This window comes from Pseudomonas sp. Van50 (genome assembly GCF_055390755.1).
Map to the genome: position 1 here is coordinate 121,671 of NZ_AP024343.1, position 18,567 is coordinate 140,237.

Annotated in this window: 15 protein-coding genes and 1 pseudogene; 12 read left to right on the plus strand and 4 right to left on the minus strand. The window is 61.9% G+C overall.

Annotated elements, in window-relative coordinates:
* Positions 1-288 precede the first annotated feature (288 nt).
* The 4 genes from purE to ACZ5M5_RS00560 all read left to right on the plus strand — a co-directional run bounded on the left by purE (position 289) and on the right by ACZ5M5_RS00560 (position 2,853).
* Positions 289-780 carry a 5-(carboxyamino)imidazole ribonucleotide mutase gene (gene purE / locus ACZ5M5_RS00545; protein ID WP_003196369.1) on the plus strand — a complete coding sequence of 164 codons (492 nt, stop codon included), beginning with the start codon at positions 289-291 and terminating at the stop codon, positions 778-780.
* A gap of 12 nt (positions 781-792) precedes the next feature.
* Positions 793-1,878: a 5-(carboxyamino)imidazole ribonucleotide synthase gene (locus tag ACZ5M5_RS00550; protein WP_060739813.1), complete on the plus strand. Its 1,086-nt coding sequence runs from the start codon at positions 793-795 to the stop codon at positions 1,876-1,878.
* A 103-nt stretch (positions 1,879-1,981) separates the two neighbouring features.
* Positions 1,982-2,227 carry a GlsB/YeaQ/YmgE family stress response membrane protein gene (locus ACZ5M5_RS00555; RefSeq protein WP_003187057.1) on the plus strand — a complete coding sequence of 82 codons (246 nt, stop codon included), beginning with the start codon at positions 1,982-1,984 and terminating at the stop codon, positions 2,225-2,227.
* 89 nt (positions 2,228-2,316) lie between these two features.
* The gene (locus ACZ5M5_RS00560) at positions 2,317-2,853 is read left to right on the plus strand and encodes a DUF3299 domain-containing protein (RefSeq protein WP_013691991.1); all 537 of its coding nucleotides are present in this window, start codon (positions 2,317-2,319) and stop codon (positions 2,851-2,853) included.
* A 121-nt stretch (positions 2,854-2,974) separates the two neighbouring features.
* Here the strand turns inward: ACZ5M5_RS00560 and ACZ5M5_RS00565 are convergent, their stop codons facing one another.
* Together ACZ5M5_RS00565 and ACZ5M5_RS00570 are read right to left on the minus strand one after the other, a co-directional pair.
* The gene (locus tag ACZ5M5_RS00565) at positions 2,975-3,874 is read right to left on the minus strand and encodes a D-hexose-6-phosphate mutarotase (RefSeq protein WP_464738436.1); all 900 of its coding nucleotides are present in this window, start codon (positions 3,872-3,874) and stop codon (positions 2,975-2,977) included.
* 57 nt (positions 3,875-3,931) lie between these two features.
* A complete protein-coding gene (locus ACZ5M5_RS00570; RefSeq protein WP_003177184.1) occupies positions 3,932-4,336 on the minus strand; it encodes an acyl-CoA thioesterase in 405 nt (134 codons plus the stop codon).
* Positions 4,337-4,711: 375 nt separating this feature from the next.
* Here ACZ5M5_RS00570 and ACZ5M5_RS00575 point away from each other — a divergent pair.
* From ACZ5M5_RS00575 to ACZ5M5_RS00610, 8 genes and pseudogenes are all read left to right on the plus strand, one after another.
* Positions 4,712-6,009: pseudogene (locus ACZ5M5_RS00575) on the plus strand (MFS transporter).
* A gap of 237 nt (positions 6,010-6,246) precedes the next feature.
* Positions 6,247-7,245 carry a phosphate ABC transporter substrate-binding protein PstS gene (locus ACZ5M5_RS00580; protein ID WP_053127032.1) on the plus strand — a complete coding sequence of 333 codons (999 nt, stop codon included), beginning with the start codon at positions 6,247-6,249 and terminating at the stop codon, positions 7,243-7,245.
* Positions 7,246-7,718: 473 nt separating this feature from the next.
* Entirely contained in the window at positions 7,719-9,752 is a 2,034-nt protein-coding gene (locus ACZ5M5_RS00585; RefSeq protein WP_177431712.1) for an ABC transporter permease subunit, read from the plus strand.
* 15 nt (positions 9,753-9,767) lie between these two features.
* Positions 9,768-11,438, plus strand: coding sequence for a phosphate ABC transporter permease PstA (pstA, locus tag ACZ5M5_RS00590; protein ID WP_060739810.1), 1,671 nt, complete (start codon positions 9,768-9,770; stop codon positions 11,436-11,438).
* 156 nt (positions 11,439-11,594) lie between these two features.
* Entirely contained in the window at positions 11,595-12,428 is an 834-nt protein-coding gene (gene pstB / locus ACZ5M5_RS00595; protein ID WP_058544183.1) for a phosphate ABC transporter ATP-binding protein PstB, read from the plus strand.
* 97 nt (positions 12,429-12,525) lie between these two features.
* Positions 12,526-13,287, plus strand: a complete 762-nt coding sequence (gene phoU, locus ACZ5M5_RS00600; protein ID WP_060739809.1) for a phosphate signaling complex protein PhoU — start codon at positions 12,526-12,528, stop codon at positions 13,285-13,287.
* A 169-nt stretch (positions 13,288-13,456) separates the two neighbouring features.
* Positions 13,457-14,410: a response regulator gene (locus ACZ5M5_RS00605; RefSeq protein WP_060739808.1), complete on the plus strand. Its 954-nt coding sequence runs from the start codon at positions 13,457-13,459 to the stop codon at positions 14,408-14,410.
* Between the two features lie 219 nt (positions 14,411-14,629).
* Positions 14,630-15,526 carry a peptidoglycan DD-metalloendopeptidase family protein gene (locus tag ACZ5M5_RS00610; protein WP_060739807.1) on the plus strand — a complete coding sequence of 299 codons (897 nt, stop codon included), beginning with the start codon at positions 14,630-14,632 and terminating at the stop codon, positions 15,524-15,526.
* A gap of 270 nt (positions 15,527-15,796) precedes the next feature.
* On the opposite strand, the gene ACZ5M5_RS00615 is transcribed toward ACZ5M5_RS00610, so the two are convergent.
* Both ACZ5M5_RS00615 and phoR read right to left on the minus strand, forming a co-directional pair.
* Entirely contained in the window at positions 15,797-17,137 is a 1,341-nt protein-coding gene (locus ACZ5M5_RS00615; RefSeq protein ID WP_014335895.1) for a hemolysin family protein, read from the minus strand.
* Positions 17,138-17,250: 113 nt separating this feature from the next.
* The gene (gene phoR, locus ACZ5M5_RS00620) at positions 17,251-18,537 is read right to left on the minus strand and encodes a phosphate regulon sensor histidine kinase PhoR (RefSeq protein WP_219734551.1); all 1,287 of its coding nucleotides are present in this window, start codon (positions 18,535-18,537) and stop codon (positions 17,251-17,253) included.
* Between the last annotated feature and the right edge of the window lie 30 nt (positions 18,538-18,567).

An 18,567-nucleotide genomic window follows, 5' to 3' on the forward strand; every position in this document is an offset into this window, starting at 1 on the left:
GACCTGACATTCACAGTTGCATAGACTGACCTACCGCTATCGCGAGCAAGCTCGCTCCCACAGGGATTTGCGTTGTTGGTTCGCTGACCTGCGAGTCAATAAAACCGCCACTTCACCCCAAATGACAGATGGTCGGCGAAAGTGCGTTTAACGCACCATTTTCGGTATACTGCCCGGCCTTCGGTCGGTTCGCCCGGCCATAATTCGTACAACAAGCCACGCCGGTTTCCTGCGTGGCTTGTTGTTTTTTGACGCGCCTGCGGGCGCCCAGAGAGAAGAGGCACGACGATGAGTGCACTGGTTGGCGTGATCATGGGCTCCAAGTCCGATTGGTCCACCCTTAGCCACACCGCCGATATGCTGGAAAAGCTCGGCATCCCTTACGAGGTGAAAGTGGTCTCCGCCCACCGTACCCCGGACCTGCTGTTCCAGTACGCCGAAGAGGCCGAGGCACGTGGCATCGAGGTGATCATCGCCGGTGCCGGTGGCGCGGCCCACTTGCCGGGCATGTGCGCGGCCAAGACCCACCTGCCGGTGCTGGGCGTACCGGTCCAGTCGTCGATGCTCTCGGGGGTCGACTCGTTGCTGTCGATCGTGCAGATGCCGGCCGGTATCCCGGTCGCGACCCTGGCCATCGGCAAGGCCGGCGCGATCAACGCGGCCCTGCTGTCGGCGAGCATCCTGGGCGCCAAGCACCCACAGTTTCATACCGTGCTGAAAAAATTCCGCGCTGAGCAGACAGACAGCGTCCTGGACAATCCAGACCCACGCATTGCCTGAGGTTGTTGACGAATGAAGATCGGTGTAATCGGTGGCGGCCAGTTGGGTCGCATGTTGGCCCTGGCAGGTACGCCGCTGGGGATGAACTTCGCTTTCCTGGACCCGGCGCCTGATGCCTGTGCCGCGGCGCTGGGTGAACACCTGCGGGCCGACTACGGCGACCAGGATCACCTGCGCCAATTGGCCGATGAAGTCGATCTGGTGACCTTCGAATTCGAAAGCGTCCCGGCCGAAACCGTGGCCTTCCTGTCCCAGTTCGTCCCGGTCTACCCGAGCGCCGAAGCCTTGCGGATCGCCCGTGACCGCTGGTTCGAAAAGAACATGTTCAAGGACCTGGGCATCCCCACGCCGGCTTTCGCCGACATTCAGTCCCAGGCCGATCTGGACGCTGCTGTCGCCGCCATCGGCCTGCCCGCCGTGCTCAAGACCCGTACCCTGGGTTACGACGGCAAGGGCCAGAAAGTCCTGCGCAAGCCTGAAGACGTGGTCGGTACATTTGCCGAGCTTGGCAGCGTGGCCTGCCTGCTGGAAGGTTTCGTGCCGTTCACTGGGGAAGTCTCGCTGATCGCCGTGCGTGCCCGCGACGGTGAGATCCGCTTCTATCCGCTGGTGCACAACACCCACAAGGACGGCATCCTCAAGCTGTCCGTCGCCAGCACCGATCATCCGTTGCAGGCCCTGGCCGAGGACTACTCCAGCCGGGTGCTCAAGCAACTGGACTATGTCGGCGTGATGGCGTTCGAGTTCTTCGAAGTGGACGGTGGCCTCAAGGCCAACGAAATCGCACCGCGGGTACACAACTCCGGGCACTGGACCACCGAAGGCGCCGAGTGCAGCCAGTTCGAAAACCACCTGCGGGCGGTGGCCGGGCTGCCACTGGGGTCGACCGCCAAGGTCGGTGAAAGCGCGATGCTCAATTTCATCGGCAAGGTCCCGGACAGCGACAAGGTCCTGGCGATTGCCGACTGCCATTTGCATCACTATGGCAAGGCGTTCAAGGTCGGGCGCAAGGTCGGTCACGCCAACTTACGCTGCGCTGACCGGGCCACGCTGGCCCAGCAGATCATCAAGGTCGAGACGCTGATCGCCGAACAATAATCTGGAACGGCGGTGGAACCATTCGTCGGCTAATCTTTCTCATGGCTAAGTGCCAAAGCCTGACCGGGCTTTGGCTTAGCGACTCAATGAGAGGGGAAATGCCATGGGTATCATCGGAACCATCTTTATCGGCTTGATCGTTGGCCTGCTGGCGCGCTTCCTGAAACCGGGCGATGACAGCATGGGCTGGATCATGACCATCCTGCTCGGTATCGGCGGTTCGTTGGCGGCCACTTACGGCGGCCAGGCCCTGGGCATCTACCAGGCCGGCCAAGGCGCAGGTTTCATCGGTGCCCTGGTGGGCGCGATCGTGTTGCTGGTGATCTACGGCCTGATCAAAAGAAACTGATCCAAATGCAGCAAGGCCCTCTCCGCGTGGCGAGCCGAGGGGGCTAGAATGCTCGGCGTTTCACTTTCCATTCATTGCCGAGCCCTTCCATGCGCCGTCTAGTATTGACCCTTCTTCTGCTGGGCAGTGGCCTGGCCCATGCTGCCGAGCTGCCGGAAACCGACTGGCTCGAACTGATGCCCAAGTCGGACCAGAAAGCCCTCGAGGCCATGCCCGAGATTGACCACAACTCCCCGGAAGCCAACGGCACCTTCACTGAAAAAGGCGGCCTGAAACAAAGCAAGGGCTTGCCGGCGGTGATGTATTCGACCAAGACCGTGGCGGCCATGAACGACAAGCACATCCGCATCGGCGGGTACCCGGTGCCGCTGGAAACCGACGCCAAGGGCCGCAGCACGCTGTTTTTCCTGGTGCCCTACCCTGGCGCCTGCATCCACGTCCCGCCACCGCCGCCTAACCAATTGGTGCTGGTGCGCTATCCCAAGGGCCTGAAGCTGGACGACATCTACACGCCGCTCTGGGTGACGGGCACGCTGAAGATCGAAAAGGTCGACAACGACCTGGCGAGTGCGGCGTATGCGCTGGAGGCGGAGAAGGTGAGGGTGGTGCAGGAAGCGGATTTGTAGGGCGAAACCCAATGTGGGAGCGAGCTTGCTCGCGATGGCGGTGTGTCAGTCGACGCTGAGGTTGACTGTCCGTCCGCTATCGCGAGCAAGCTCGCTCCCACAGTGGTTTTTGTGGTGGGGTTTAGAGGGGCTTGCTGCAGATGCTCACGCCAAGGGTATGGCTGGCCTGTGGCAACAACGTCACCACGTCGTCCATCACATTCGCCGTCTCGATGCACAACATGCGCTGCCAGCCATCGTCGGCCATGTCGCTGAAGGCCTTGGCGCGTTCGGTCCAGGGGTTCCAGATCACCGCCGAGCGCGAACCGCTGCTGCTCAGTTCGATCCGTCGTTCCCAGTGCGGGTCAATGATGCTCAGCGTCGGCGGGGTGTCGAGGTAGATGCGGTCGGTCTCGCTGGCAAATGTCAGGTCGCCGGCCTGGGTGTGGGTATTCCAGTCGTCCAGGGTCTCGATGTAGCTCAAGCCATCCACCCCTTCGACCCGCACGTTGCGTACGTCGCTCACGGCGAAGTAGCTGTGCAGCGCCTGGCTGAGGCTGACGGTTTCGCTGCCACGGTTATGGCTGGTGAGGCGGATGTGCAGCTGCTCGTCCATCACGATGGTCAGCGTCAGGTCCACCTGGTGAGGCCAGCCCGCAAGGCCATTCTCGGGGTAGGGCAGCACGAACTCCACCTTGAGGCTTTCACCTTCGGCTTCGATGCCCTTCAATTCCCAATCCATCGCCCGCACCAGGCCGTGGGCCGTGGCCGGGTCGTCGCTCACACGCATGGCCTGTACGCTGTCGGGGTTGCGCGTCAGGTTGCCGAACCACGGCCAGCACACCGGCACGCCCGCGCGGATGCTCTTGCCGGCCTTGAACGTGGCCTGGTCGTTGAGCCAGATCAGTGGCGGCTGGCCGTCCACTTGATAACTGAGGATGTGCGCGCCTTGCTGGGCCACCAGCAACTCGGCCTGACCGTGACGGATGCGCCAGGCGTTCAGTTCATCCAGTTTGACCGCTTCGACGTTGGGCGTAGGCATGTTGCAAATCTCGCTCGGGAACAGGGACTGCAATGGACCGCAAAACGGCCGCCGTGTTTAACGGGCGCGCGGCGGAACCGAGCGGGTACGACCGCTGCCGTCGATGGCGACAAAGACAAAGACCGCCTCGGTCACCTTGCGCCATTCACTGGACAGCGGGTCGTCGCTCCAGACCTCGACCATCATCTGGATCGAGCTGCGGCCGATTTCCAGCGCCTGGGTATAAAAGGAAAGCTGCGCACCCACCGCCACCGGCACCAGGAACGCCATGCGATCGATCGCCACGGTGGCCACGCGTCCGCCGGCCACTTTGCTGGCCATGGCGGTGCCGGCCAGGTCCATCTGGGACACCAGCCAGCCACCGAAAATATCGCCGAAGCCGTTGGTCTCGCGAGGGAGCGCGGTGATTTGCAGGGCCAGGTCGCCTTGCGGGATTGGATCTTCTTGTTCGAGCTCTATCATGCCGGGGGGCCTCTGACCCGTAACGCTGTCTGGTACTTCAGGTGAATAGCCGTCTTTGAAAAAAACGATTCAGCCCGAACATACTGCGTTCGTCACGTTTTTCGTAAAGGCGTGCCAAAGGGAAACTCTGCGAAACCGGCTGGTTCTGGTAATACGCCACCAACGACGTTTTCGCACAGCAACCCCTTACAGAGTACTGCAAGGTTGCGAGTATATCGGGCGATAGACGTCGAGACGACCACTCGGTTCTGATTTCGACTATCAAATACGCGCCTCTATGTGCTTTTTCGAACAATTTGCTATCGTGCCGGACCTGCCCAGGCCCCAACCCGTATTGCCAGGGTTGCAGAATTGACTATAAGAGAAGCCCTTGCCATGACCACTGCGCCTTCGAGCACGGCGACGCCCGCACAACCAGCACGTCCACTGACCCGCAACGATTACAAGACCCTGTCGCTTTCAGCTTTGGGCGGTGCGCTGGAGTTCTACGATTTCATCATCTTCGTGTTCTTTGCCACCGTGGTCGGCAAATTGTTCTTTCCTGCCGAAATGCCTGAGTGGCTGCGCCTGATGCAGACCTTCGGCATTTTTGCCGCCGGTTACCTGGCCCGGCCGCTGGGCGGGATCATCATGGCCCACTTCGGCGACCTGCTGGGGCGCAAGAAAATGTTCACCCTGAGCATTTTCATGATGGCTGTGCCGACCCTGATCATGGGCCTGTTGCCCACCTATGCGCAGATCGGCATGTGGGCGCCCATCCTGCTGTTGCTGATGCGGGTGATCCAGGGTGCGGCCATCGGCGGGGAAGTGCCGGGGCCTGGGTCTTCGTTTCTGAACATGTTCCGGCGCGCCACATCGGCTATGCCTGCGGCACCCTGACCTGCGGCCTGACGGCGGGGATCTTGTTGGGGTCGCTGGTCGCCACAGCCATCAACAGCCTTTATACGCCGGTGGAAGTGGCGGATTACGCCTGGCGGATCCCGTTCCTGCTGGGTGGCGTGTTCGGTCTGTTTTCGGTGTACCTGCGCCGCTGGCTCCACGAAACCCCGGTGTTCGCCGAGCTGCAACTGCGCAAGGCCCTGGCCGAGGAAATACCGCTGCGGGCCGTGCTGCGCGATCATCGCGGCGCCATCGCGATTTCGATGCTGCTGACCTGGCTGCTGTCGGCCGGCATCATCGTGATCATCCTGATGACCCCGACGGTGTTGCAGACCGTTTACCACTTCAGCCCGACCACCGCGTTGCAGGCCAACAGTCTGGCGATCGTGTTCCTGAGCTTTGGTTGCATCGGCTCCGGCGTGCTGGCCGACCGCTTCGGCGCCGGGCGGGTATTTGTCTTCGGTAGTGCGTTGCTGCTGATCACCTCCTGGACCTTTTATCACAGCCTGTTCGACCACCCCGACTGGCTATTCCCGCTCTATGCGCTGAGCGGCCTGCTGGTGGGCACCATCGGCGCGGTGCCTTACGTCATGGTCAAGGCGTTCCCGGCCGTGGTGCGCTTCAGCGGCCTGTCGTTCTCCTACAACCTGGCGTACGCCATCTTCGGCGGCCTGACCCCGATGATCGTTACCCTGCTGCTCAAGGAAAGCCCGCTGGGACCGGCCTATTACGTGGCGGTGATCTGCGGTATCGGGATTGCTGTGGGCGGTTATCTCTGGAAGAAGGGGCGCTAGGTCCGAATCTTTCGCTGACTGCACGGGCTTCATCGCGAGCAAGCTCGCTCCCACAGAGGGCTGCGTTCACCGCAAATCCACTGTGGGAGCGAGCTTGCTCGCGATTGGGCCGGCATGAATCATCCTGTAAAACTCAATGCTGGCCTTTCATCCAATTGTCATATTTCAGCCATAGAGTGTTCACACGGCTTACCAATACTTGGCCGACTTAACACACCTCTCTGCTAGGAGTAAGGCATGAAACTGAAGCGTTTGATGGCGGCAATGACTTTTGTCGCTGCTGGCGTTGCGACTGCCAACGCGGTTGCCGCTGTTGACCCTGCGATCCCGAGCTACACCAAGACCACTGGTGTGTCGGGCAACCTCTCCAGCGTCGGCTCCGATACCCTGGCCAACCTGATGACCTTGTGGGCCGAGAACTACAAGAAAGAATACCCGAACGTAAACATCCAGATTCAGGCCGCCGGTTCCTCCACCGCGCCGCCCGCGCTCACCGAAGGCACCGCCAACCTGGGCCCGATGAGCCGCAAGATGAAGGACAACGAACTGCAGGCCTTCGAACAGAAGTACGGCTACAAGCCAACCGCTATTCCGGTTGCCGTGGACGCCCTGGCCGTATTCGTGCACAAGGACAACCCGATCAAGCACCTGACCATGGCTCAGGTCGACGCCATTTTTTCCTCGACTCGCCTCTGCGGCGCCAAGGCTGACGTCAAGACCTGGGGCGACCTGGGCGTGACCGGCGACCTGGCCAACAAGCCGGTCCAACTGTTCGGTCGTAACTCGGTGTCCGGCACCTACGGCTACTTCAAGGAAGAAGCCTTGTGCAAAGGCGACTACAAGCCAAACGTCAACGAACAGCCGGGTTCGGCTTCGGTTGTGCAGTCGATCAGCAGCTCGCTTAACGGCATCGGCTACTCGGGTATCGGCTACAAGACCGCCAGCGTGAAAACCGTTGCCCTGGCCAAGAAAGAAGGCGGCGAGTTCATTGAAGACACCGAAGAAAACGCCCTGAACGGCAAGTACCCGCTGTCGCGTTTCCTCTACGTCTACGTCAACAAGGCGCCGAACAAGCCTCTGGCCCCGCTGGAAGCCGAGTTCGTGAAGCTGATCCTGTCCAAGCAAGGCCAGGAAGTCGTGGTCAAGGACGGCTACATCCCGGTACCTGCCAAAGTCGCCGCCAAGGCACTGGCTGACCTGGGGCTGCAGGAAGGCGGCAACGTCGCCAAGCAGTAATACCTGAGCCCGGGCCAACACCAGGGCTCTCTGTGGGAGCGGGCTTGCTCGCGAATGCGGTGGATCAGTCGGCATCCATGTCGAATGCGCTGGCCCCTTTGTGAGCAAGCCCGCTCCCACAGACACGAATTTTCCGTCCGCTGCCGCTTCTAGCTGGCGGCGGATTTGTTGCGTCACTTCACTGTCATCTTTCTGTCATACAGGATCGCTAGGGTGTGCGCATGAATGATCTGGCCAACTCCACAATGACTACGACTTCCCCTCCCAAGCGCATTGATTTCAATACGCCTGAGTTGCAACGCAAGCGTCGCATCCGCGCGCTCAAGGATCGCCTGACCCGCTGGTACGTGCTGGTCGGCGGCCTCGCCATCCTGGCGGCCATTACGCTGATTTTCTTCTTCCTGGCCTACGTGGTGCTGCCCCTGTTCCAGGGCGCGGACCTGACCGCCAAGGACTCGATCACCCCGGCCTGGATGCAAGACGCCGGCAAACCGCTGATGATCTCTATCGAAGAACAGAACCAGGTCGCCATGCGGGTTTCCGACAAGGGCCAGGCGCTGTTTTTCGACGTCAGCAGTGGCGCCGAACTGCGCCGTGTCGACCTGCCGATCCCGGCCGGCGCCAGCGTCACCGCCATTGGCGAGGACCAGCCCGGCAGCCCATTGGTGGCGATCGGTCTGTCCAACGGCCAGGCCTTGGTGTTCCGTCACACTTATAAGGTCACCTACCCGGACGGCAAGAAAACCATCTCGCCCGCCGTCGAATACCCTTACGGCGAGACGCCGATGGCCTTGAACGAACAGGGCGCGGCCCTGGAGCATGTCAGCCTCAACGCCACGGATTCGACCCTGCTGTTGGCCGGCTCCAGCGGCGCCCAGCTGCAAGTGCTGTCGCTCACCAGCGAAGAAAACATGATGACCGGTGAAGTCACCAGCGAGCAGACGCGTATCGACCTGCCGCAGATGACCGAGCCGGTGAAGAACATCTTCGTCGACCCGCGCCAGCAATGGCTGTATGTGGTCAACGGACGTGCCCAGGCCGATGTGTTCAGCCTGCGGGACAAGAGCCTCAACGGCCGTTACAAACTGCTGGAAAACGCCGACGCTCAAGTCACCGCCGCCACCCAGTTGGTGGGCGGGATCTCGCTGATCATCGGCGACTCCAAGGGCGGCCTGGCCCAATGGTTCATGGCCCGGGATCCGGACGGTGAGCTGCGCTTCAAGCAGATTCGAACCTTCCAGATGGGCAGCGCGCCCATCGTCGAGATCAGCGCCGAAGAACGTCGCAAGGGTTTCGTGGCGCTCGACGCCGCCGGCAAGCTCGGCGTGTTCCACAGCACCGCCCACCGCACCCTGCTGGTGGACCAGGTGGTCGACGGCCAGGGTCTGTTCGGCATGTCGCCACGGGCCAACCGCCTGATCGTTGAACAGGGCGGCAAGCTGCAACCGTTGACGCTGGACAACCCGCACCCGGAAGTGTCGTGGAGCGCGTTGTGGAGCAAGGTCTGGTACGAAAACTACGACGAACCTAAATATGTCTGGCAATCGACCGCCGCCAACACCGACTTCGAACCCAAGCTGAGCCTCTCGCCGCTGACCTTCGGTACCCTGAAGGCGGCGTTCTACGCGATGCTGCTGGCCGCGCCGCTGGCGGTTGCCGCAGCGATCTACACCGCCTACTTCATGGCCCCGGGCATGCGCCGCAAGGTCAAGCCGGTGATCGAGCTGATGGAGGCGATGCCGACGGTGATCCTCGGTTTCTTCGCCGGCCTGTTCCTGGCGCCGTATGTCGAAGGGCACCTGCCGGGTATCTTCAGCCTGTTGATGTTGCTGCCGATCGGCATCCTGGTCACCGGTTTCGCCTTCAGCCGCCTGCCGGAATCCATTCGCTTGAGAGTGCCCGAGGGTTGGGAAAGCGCCCTGTTGATCCCGGTCATCCTGTTCGTGGGCTGGCTCTCGCTGTACATGAGCCCGTACATGGAGGCCTGGTTCTTCGGCGGCGACATGCGCATGTGGATCTCCCATGACCTGGGCATCACCTACGACCAGCGCAACGCCCTGGTGGTGGGCCTGGCGATGGGCTTCGCGGTGATCCCGAACATCTATTCCATTGCCGAAGACGCCGTGTTCAGTGTGCCGCGCGGCCTGACCCTGGGCTCCCTGGCCCTCGGTGCCACGCCGTGGCAGACCATGACCCGCGTGGTGATCCTCACCGCCAGCCCGGGCATCTTCTCGGCGCTGATGATCGGCATGGGCCGTGCGGTGGGCGAGACCATGATCGTGCTGATGGCCACCGGTAACACGCCGGTCATGGAAATGAACCTGTTCGAAGGCCTGCGCACCCTGGCGGCCAACGTGGCGGTGGAGATGCCCGAGTCGGAAGTCGGCGGCAGCCACTACCGCGTGCTGTTCCTGTCGGCCCTGGTGTTGCTGTTGTTCACCTTCGTCATGAACACCCTCGCCGAGCTGATCCGTCAGCGTCTGCGCAAGAAATATTCGTCGCTTTAAGAAAGGTAGAAGTCTGTGAAACAGAACTCCCTGAAAGGATGGTTCAAGAGCGGCGCCCCCGGCGTCTGGATCAGCGGTGGCGCGGTGTCCATCGCGGTCATCATGACCATTGGCCTGCTGGCGGTGATCGCTGTGCGCGGCCTGGGCCACTTCTGGCCGGCAGACCTGATCCACGCCAACTACAACGTGCCGGGCATGCCTGCGCACCTGGTGGTCGGCGAAGTCGTGCAGAAAGAAGAAGTACCTCGCGAGCGCCTGAAAAGCGCCGGCCTGCCGGTGCCGGATGAAGGCCCCGAGTTCATGACCCGCGAACTGATCAAGGTCGGCAACCGAGACCTGAACGGCACTGACTTCACCTGGATCGTCGGCGATTGGCTGACCAACCAGACCACGCCGCCGGAACTGATGGCCATCGAGCGTCGTGAGTGGGGCAACTTCTACGGTTACCTGGTCAACGTCAAGGAAGGCGGCAAGGTCATCGCCGAAGGCGAGGCTGCCTGGCCGCAACTGCAGGCTCGCGTACAGCGGGTCAATCAGTTGGCCGCCGAACTCAAGACCCTGGAAAAAGTCGACATCGGCGCCATCAACGCCGGTCTGGAGCGTATCCGCCTGCACGGTCGCAAGCTGGAGCTGGACGGCAAGCTCGATGCTTCGGCCCAGGCCGACCTGGAAAGCGAGCGCGCCGAACTCAATGCCCGCTACAAGGACATCGAAGCGCGCCTGGCCGACCTGCACGCGCAGTTCAACCGCGACAGCCTGACGGCCCGCGATGCCAACGGCAAGGAAGTGGAGATCGAAATCGGCAAAGTGGTGCACGCCTACCAGCCAAACGGCATGGGCACGTTCACCAAGCTGGGTTTCTACTTCAGCAAGGTCTGGGAATTCCTCAGCGATGACCCCCGTGAAGCCAACACCGAAGGCGGCATCTTCCCGGCGATTTTCGGCACCGTGATGATGACCCTGATCATGGCGATGATCGTGACGCCGTTCGGCGTGCTGGCGGCGGTCTACCTGCGTGAGTACGCCCGCCAGGGCCCGATGACCCGGCTGATCCGCATCGCGGTGAACAACCTCGCGGGCGTTCCGGCCATTGTTTACGGCGTGTTCGGCCTGGGCTTCTTCGTCTACGTGCTGGGTGGTTCGGTCGATCGCTTGTTCTTCCCCGAAGCCTTGCCGGCACCGACCTTCGGCACCCCGGGCCTGCTCTGGGCGTCCTTGACCCTGGCGCTGCTAGCGGTGCCGGTGGTGATCGTGGCCACCGAAGAAGGCCTGGCGCGGATCCCGCGTACCGTGCGCGAAGGTTCCCTGGCCCTCGGTGCGACCAAGGCCGAGACCCTGTGGAAAATCGTCCTGCCCATGGCCAGCCCGGCAATGATGACCGGCATGATCCTCGCCGTGGCCCGCGCCGCCGGTGAAGTGGCGCCGTTGATGCTGGTAGGTGTGGTGAAACTGGCCCCGTCGCTGCCGCTGGACGGCAACTACCCGTACCTGCACCTGGACCAGAAGATCATGCACCTGGGCTTCCATATCTATGACGTCGGTTTCCAGAGCCCGAACGTTGAAGCGGCGCGACCGCTGGTCTATGCCACGGCGCTGCTGCTGGTGCTGGTGATCGCCACGCTCAACCTGTCGGCCGTGTGGATCCGTAACCACCTGCGCGAGAAGTACAAGGCACTGGATAGTTGATGGTCTGTGGGAGCGAGCTTGCTCGCGAAGCTTCTGGCGGCCTCGAGGGCCCCTTCGCGAGCAAGCTCGCTCCCACACTGATCGGCGTTCACTGGAATTTCATGGGGCCGCCACACAGGCGTTCCGAACCGAATTTGTTAGCACAGGGAGCCTCCCATGCAACACGAAGCACATACACACGGCATCAACATGTCGGCCCTGGGCCGCGACAAGCAGAGCCTGGATCTGGCACAGGAAACCGTCGCCATCGAAGTACCCGGCCTGAGCCTGTTCTACGGCGAGAAGCAGGCGCTGTATGACGTCAGCCTGAATATCCCGAAACAGCGCGTCACCGCGTTCATCGGTCCATCGGGCTGCGGCAAGTCAACCTTGCTGCGCACCTTCAACCGCATGAACGACCTGGTGGACGGCTGCCGCGTCGAAGGTGAAATCAACCTCTATGGCAACAACATCTACCGCAAGGGCGAAGACGTGGCCGAGCTGCGCCGTCGCGTCGGCATGGTGTTCCAGAAGCCGAACCCGTTCCCGAAAACCATCTACGAGAACGTGGTCTACGGCTTGCGCATCCAGGGCATCAACAAGAAGCGCATCCTCGACGAAGCGGTGGAATGGGCCCTCAAGGGCGCCGCGCTGTGGGACGAGGTCAAGGACCGTCTGCATGAGTCGGCCCTCGGTCTGTCCGGCGGCCAGCAGCAACGTCTGGTGATCGCCCGCACCATCGCCGTGGAACCGGAAGTGCTGCTGCTCGACGAACCCTGCTCGGCCCTCGACCCGATCTCGACGCTGAAAGTCGAAGAGCTGATCTACGAGCTCAAGTCCAAGTTCACCATCGTCATCGTGACCCACAACATGCAACAGGCGGCGCGGGTTTCCGACTACACCGCGTTCATGTACATGGGCAAACTGGTGGAATTCGGCGATACCGATACGCTGTTCACCAATCCGGCGAAGAAACAGACCGAAGACTACATCACCGGTCGCTACGGCTAGTCGAGGCAACTGCATAGCCGCACTGCGCTATCAGGATCAACATTTAACTGCTTGAAGCTTGCAGCTTGAAGCTTGCAACTTTCGCGGAGCGAACAAGATGATTTCGAAGGAAGGCCTTACTCACCACATTTCCGCACAGTTCAACGCTGAGCTGGAGGAAGTGCGCAGTCACTTGCTGGCCATGGGCGGGCTGGTGGAAAAGCAGGTCAACGACGCGGTGACCGCACTGATCGAGGCCGACTCCGGCCTGGCCCAGCAGGTGCGCGAAATCGATGACCAGATCAACCAGATGGAGCGCAACATCGACGAGGAGTGCCTGCGGATCCTGGCCCGTCGTCAGCCGGCTGCGTCCGACCTGCGCCTGATCATCAGCATCTCCAAGTCGGTGATCGATCTTGAGCGGATCGGCGACGAAGCCACCAAGATCGCCCGTCGTGCCATCCAGTTGTGCGAAGAAGGCGAGGCGCCCCGCGGCTACGTCGAGGTTCGCCACATCGGCGACCAGGTGCGCAACATGGTCCGTGACGCACTGGACGCCTTCGCCCGCTTCGACGCCGACCTGGCGTTGTCGGTGGCCCAGTACGACAAGATCATCGACCGCGAATACAAGACCGCCCTGCGCGAGCTGGCGACCTACATGATGGAAGACCCGCGCTCCATTTCCCGGGTGTTGAGCATTATCTGGGTGCTGCGTTCTCTGGAGCGTATCGGCGATCATGCGCGCAACATCTCGGAACTTGTCATCTACCTGGTGCGCGGTACCGATGTGCGCCATTTGGGGCTCAAGCGGATGAAGGAAGAAGTTCAGGGCACCCCGTCCGAAACCGCTAATGTTCCGGGCGAAACTGACGATAAGTAAGATTGCCAAGAAAAGCGCCCGGCCTTTTGGTCGGGCTTTTTTTTGGGTTTTTTTTAATCGAAAGCAGCACCCCGCGAACGAAAAGTCCCGGCGTGACTGACGGTTTTTTTGGCAATATGCCATCAGTAAAAGCGGTATGCTTGCCGGGATTTTTTAGAGGTGTATCTGGATGAGTAAGGTCAGTGTGTTGGTCGTGGACGATGCTTCGTTCATTCGTGACCTGGTGAAGAAGTGCCTGCGCAACTACTTCCCGGGCGTGCGTATCGAAGACGCGGTGAACGGCAAGAAAGCCCAGGCCCTGCTGGCTCGCGAGGCATTCGATCTGGTGCTGTGCGATTGGGAAATGCCGGAAATGTCCGGCCTGGAACTGCTGACCTGGTGCCGCCAGCAGGACACCCTCAAGGGCATGCCCTTCGTGATGGTCACCAGCCGCGGCGACAAGGAAAACGTGGTCCAGGCGATCCAGGCCGGCGTTTCCGGCTACGTCAGCAAGCCGTTCACCAACGAACAGTTGCTGACCAAGGTCAAGCAGGCCCTGCACAAGGTCGGCAAGCTCGACACGCTGATGAACAGTGCCCCGACCAAGATGAACTCGGCGTTCGGTAATGATTCCCTCAGCGCCCTGACGGGCAATAAGGCGCCGGTTGCGGCTGTTGCTTCGGCGCCAGCGGCGAATCCGTTTGCCAAGCCGGCGGCCGCTCCCGCTCCCGCAGCCGCTGCTGCCCCGGCCCGTGGACTGCTCAACAGCCCACCGGTCAAGGCGCCGGTAGCCGCCGCTTCGACGACCAACCGTGGCCAAGGCCAGTTGCGCCTGTCCAGCGGCACCCAGCAATGCGTGATCAAGGCCTTGAGCCTCAAGGAAGCGCTGCTGGTGGTCAAGCGCACCGACACCCTGCCACAAGTGCTCGAAAGCGCAGTGCTGGACATGGAACAGGGCGACAACGCCGAAACGGCCCGTCTCAACGGCTACCTGCATGCCATCGTCGCCCATGAGCAGACCCCCGACAGCGAATGGCTGCAACTGACGTTCCGCTTCGTCGACAAAGACCCGCAGAAACTCGACTACATCTCCCGCCTGATCGCTCGCGGCACGGCGCAGAAACATTTCGTGCCGGGTGCCTGATCCGGCGGCGACTTTGAGTCCGCTATCGCGAGCAAGCTCGCTCCCACACTCGATCCAGTGAATACTGAAGATCCCGTGTGGGAGCGAGCTTGCTCGCGATGGGGCCATAAGATCCAACACCGATCACTGATCCAATTTTGAAACATCCGTCGACTACGCTGGTCCATCCCAGCTGCTAGGCTGCTGTGCAGGCCTTCATTTTCGACAGAACCTTTGCCCATGCTCGTGCCCCTGCTGTTTGCCTGTGGTCTTGTCCTGGCCTCCACCTCGGCCGTGGCCATGACGATCTACAAATCCACCGATGCCAATGGTGTGGTGTCCTATAGCGACCGCCCCAGCAAGGGCGCCCAGGTGTTCGTGTTCCGCGACCGCATGGTCGAACGCCTGGAGCGGCAGGTGTTTCTGGATATCAAGAAGCAGAACGGCGCGGACGCGGTGTTCGTGCGCAACGATCTGTACGCGCCGGTGGAGATCGAGTTGAGTTTCGCCGGGCTGCGCAATGTCAGTGGGGCGCCGAGCCGGCCGATTCGTCGGGTGCTGCCGGCGCGCAGCAACCTGCGCCTGGCGCTGCTCACGGCCACCCGGCCCGGCAGGCCGCTGGTGTATACCCCAAGGTTCGAATATTCCCTGGGCGACCCTGCAGGCGCCGCCGAGGCCTATCGGTACCCGCTGCCTTGGCGCGGTGGACCGTTCCGGCTGAGCCAGGGGGCCAACGGCCAATACAGCCATTACGGCCCGAAGAACCGCTACGCCATGGACATCGCCATGCCCGTCGGCACGCCGATCATCGCCGCGCGGGGTGGCGTGGTCATCAAGACCGAAAACGAGCAGACCGGCCGCGGGGATGATCCCGCGGGCAATTTCGTGCGAGTGCTGCACGATGACGGCACCATGGGTGTCTACCTGCACCTGCAGAAGGGCTCGGTGAGCGTACGGGAAGGGCAACGGGTCGGGGTGGGCACGCCGCTGGCGTTGTCGGGCAACACCGGCAACAGCTCAGGCCCGCACCTGCATTTCGTGGTGCAGCGCAATACCGGGTTGGGACTGGTGTCGATTCCCTACCAGTTCAATCAGCCGGTGGGCGACTTGCCCAACTTTGCGTTGGGCAAGCAGTAGCCTCTGCACAAGCCAAGGCGCTTTTGTGGCGAGGGAGCTTGCTCCCGCTCGGCTTTGTAGGAGCTGGCGAAGCCTGCGATCTTTTGATCTTTCGCTCCAGACTCAACGGGCAGTGGAAAGATCGCAGCCTCGCTTCGCTCGTCAGCTCCTACAGACCCAGCGGGAGCAAGCTCCCTCGCCACAGGGGCTGGCTGCTCCAGGCCGAAATGCGATCCCCTGTGGGAGCGAGCTTGCTCGCGAAGGCAGCACCGCCGACCTTCAGTCAACGACTCAATCGAGCATCAACACCTTCGCCAGGATGATCTTCGGCCCTTTCATCTTCTTGATGATGATCCGCAGGCCTTCGACTTCCAGCACTTCTTCCTCTTCCGGCACGCGCTTGAGGGTTTCATAGACCAAGCCGGCCAGGGTTTCGGCTTCGATGTGGTCCAGGTCGATACCCAGCAGGCGCTCGACCTTGAACAGTGGTGTGTCGCCGCGTACCAGCAGCTTGCCCGGCTGGTAGGCCAGGATGCCGCGTTCGGCCTTGCGGTGTTCGTCCTGGATGTCGCCCACCAGCACTTCCAGCACGTCTTCCATGGTCAGGTAGCCGATGATGTTGCCGTCGGCTTCCTCGACCAAGGCGAAGTGCGAGCCGCCCTTGCGGAACTGCTCCAGCAACTGCGACAGCGGCATGTGCCGCGACACCCGCTCCAGCGGCCGGGTCAGTTCGGCCAGGTTGAACGACTCGGGAATGTGATCCAGGGCCGCCAGTTCCAGCAGCAGGTCCTTGATGTGCAGCAGGCCGACGAACTCCTGGCGCTCGCTGTCGTACACCGGATAACGGCTGAACTTGTGGCGACGGAACATCGCCAGGATTTCCTTGAGCGGCGCGTTGAACTCCAGCGTCACCAGGTCTTCCCGGGAGTTGGCCCAGTCCACCACTTCCAGCTCGCCCATTTCCACGGCCGAGGCCAGCACGCGCATGCCCTGGTCGCTCGGGTCCTGGCCACGGCTGGAGTGCAGGATCAGTTTCAGTTCTTCGCGGCTGTAATGGTGTTCGTGATGGGGCCCGGGCTCGCCTTGGCCGGCGATGCGCAAGATGGCGTTGGCGCTGGCGTTGAGCAGGTAGATCGCCGGGTACATGGCCCAATAGAACAGGTACAGCGGCACGGCGGTCCACAGCGACAGCAGCTCGGGTTTGCGGATGGCCCAGGATTTGGGCGCCAGTTCACCGACCACGATGTGCAAGTAAGAAATGATGAAGAATGCGGTGAAGAACGACACGCCCTTGATCACTTCCGGCGACTGTACGCCAACTGCGCCCAGCAACGGCTCGAGGATGTGGGCGAACGCCGGCTCGCCGACCCAGCCCAGTCCCAGGGACGCCAGGGTGATACCCAGTTGGCACGCAGACAGGTAAGCGTCGAGCTGGCTGTGGACGGTGCGCAGGATGTGCCCGCGCCAGCCGTTCTGCTCGGCAATGGCTTCGACCCGGGTCGAGCGCAGCTTGACCATGGCGAATTCGGCTGCAACGAAAAAGCCGTTGAGCAAAACCAGGATCAGAGCGAAAAGAATCATGCCGAATTCGGCGAAGAGTGTAACGAGGGACAAGCCAGGGGAAGGGTCCATGATGGGGTTTTGCGGGTTCCGAATAGTCGTAGGAATTGGAAATGGGCGCCCGAAAAGGCAGGCGCAAGCCAGTCAATGTAGCGGCTGACTCGGCGATTGCCTAGGGGGCGTGCTCAATCAGCGGGGCGGGCGAGGCGTGCGCGAACCACCTGGGCCGGGGCGAAATGGCAGGTAAAGGTGCTGCCATGGCCGGGTACGCTGCTGATTTCCATGCGGGCACGATGGCGCAGCAGGACGTGTTTGACGATGGCCAGGCCCAGCCCGGTGCCCCCCGTGTTGGAGTTGCGGCTGGAGTCGACGCGGTAGAAGCGTTCGGTCAGGCGCGGCAGGTGCTTGCTGTCGATACCAATGCCCGAATCGCGCACGCTCAGGTGCGCGCCTTGCTCATCGCCCCACCAGCGCACATGGATCCGACCTTGCTCCGGTGTGTACTTGACCGCGTTGAACACCAGGTTGGAAAACGCACTGCGCAGTTCCGCCTCGCTGCCTTTGAGCTGCACGGCCGGGTCGGCTTCCAGGGTAATGGTCTGCTGCTTGGGGCCGGACAGTTCCTGCGCATCTTCGGCAATGGTTTGCAGCAGGTCGTCGATGGGCACTGGCTGGTTGTCCGACGGGTAGTCGGTGGCTTCGAGCTTCGCCAGCAGCAACAAGTCGTTGAGCAGGGTCTGCATGCGCCCGCTTTGCTGGTGCATCTGCTGCAAGGCCCGGGTCCAGCGCGGGTTCACCTCCTCGACGTTGTCGAGCAGGGTTTCCAGGTAACCGCAGATCACTGTCAACGGCGTGCGCAGTTCGTGGGAAACGTTGGCGATGAAATCCTTGCGCATCTGTTCCAGCTGATGGATCCGCGTGACATCGCGCACCAGCATCAGGTGCTCGTTGTTGCCGTAGCGGGTGATGTACAACTGGATGCGCAACCGATCGTTGGTGGGCGAAGGGATTTCCAGCGGCTCGGCGTAGTTGGCTTGCTCGAAATATTCCTTGAAGCGCGGATGTCGCACCAGGTTGGTCACCGGCTGGCCGCTGTCCTGGGGCGTCTTGAGGCCCAACAGGGTCTCGGCGGCGCGGTTCCACCACTCCAGGTTGCCGTCGCTGTCGAGCATGATCACCGCGTCTTTCAGCGCGGCGGTGGACTCCTGGACCCGGTCGATCACCGCCTGCAGGCGGCCGCGAACGCGCTGGTCGCGCCGTTGCAGGTGGTAGATGCTGTCGAACACCTCACCCCACAGGCCATAGCCGTCGGGCGGGGCTTCGTCGGGTTGGTGCAGGCGCAGCCATTCATGCAGGCGCAGCAATTGCTTGAGGGTCCAGGCCAGGTAAAGCCCCAGCCCGGCGGCCAGGCTCCAGCCGTAATAACCGCTGATCAGGCCGATCAGCAAACAACCGGTCACCAGCAACAACATGTGGCGAATCAGGGTGCCATGCCAGTTTTG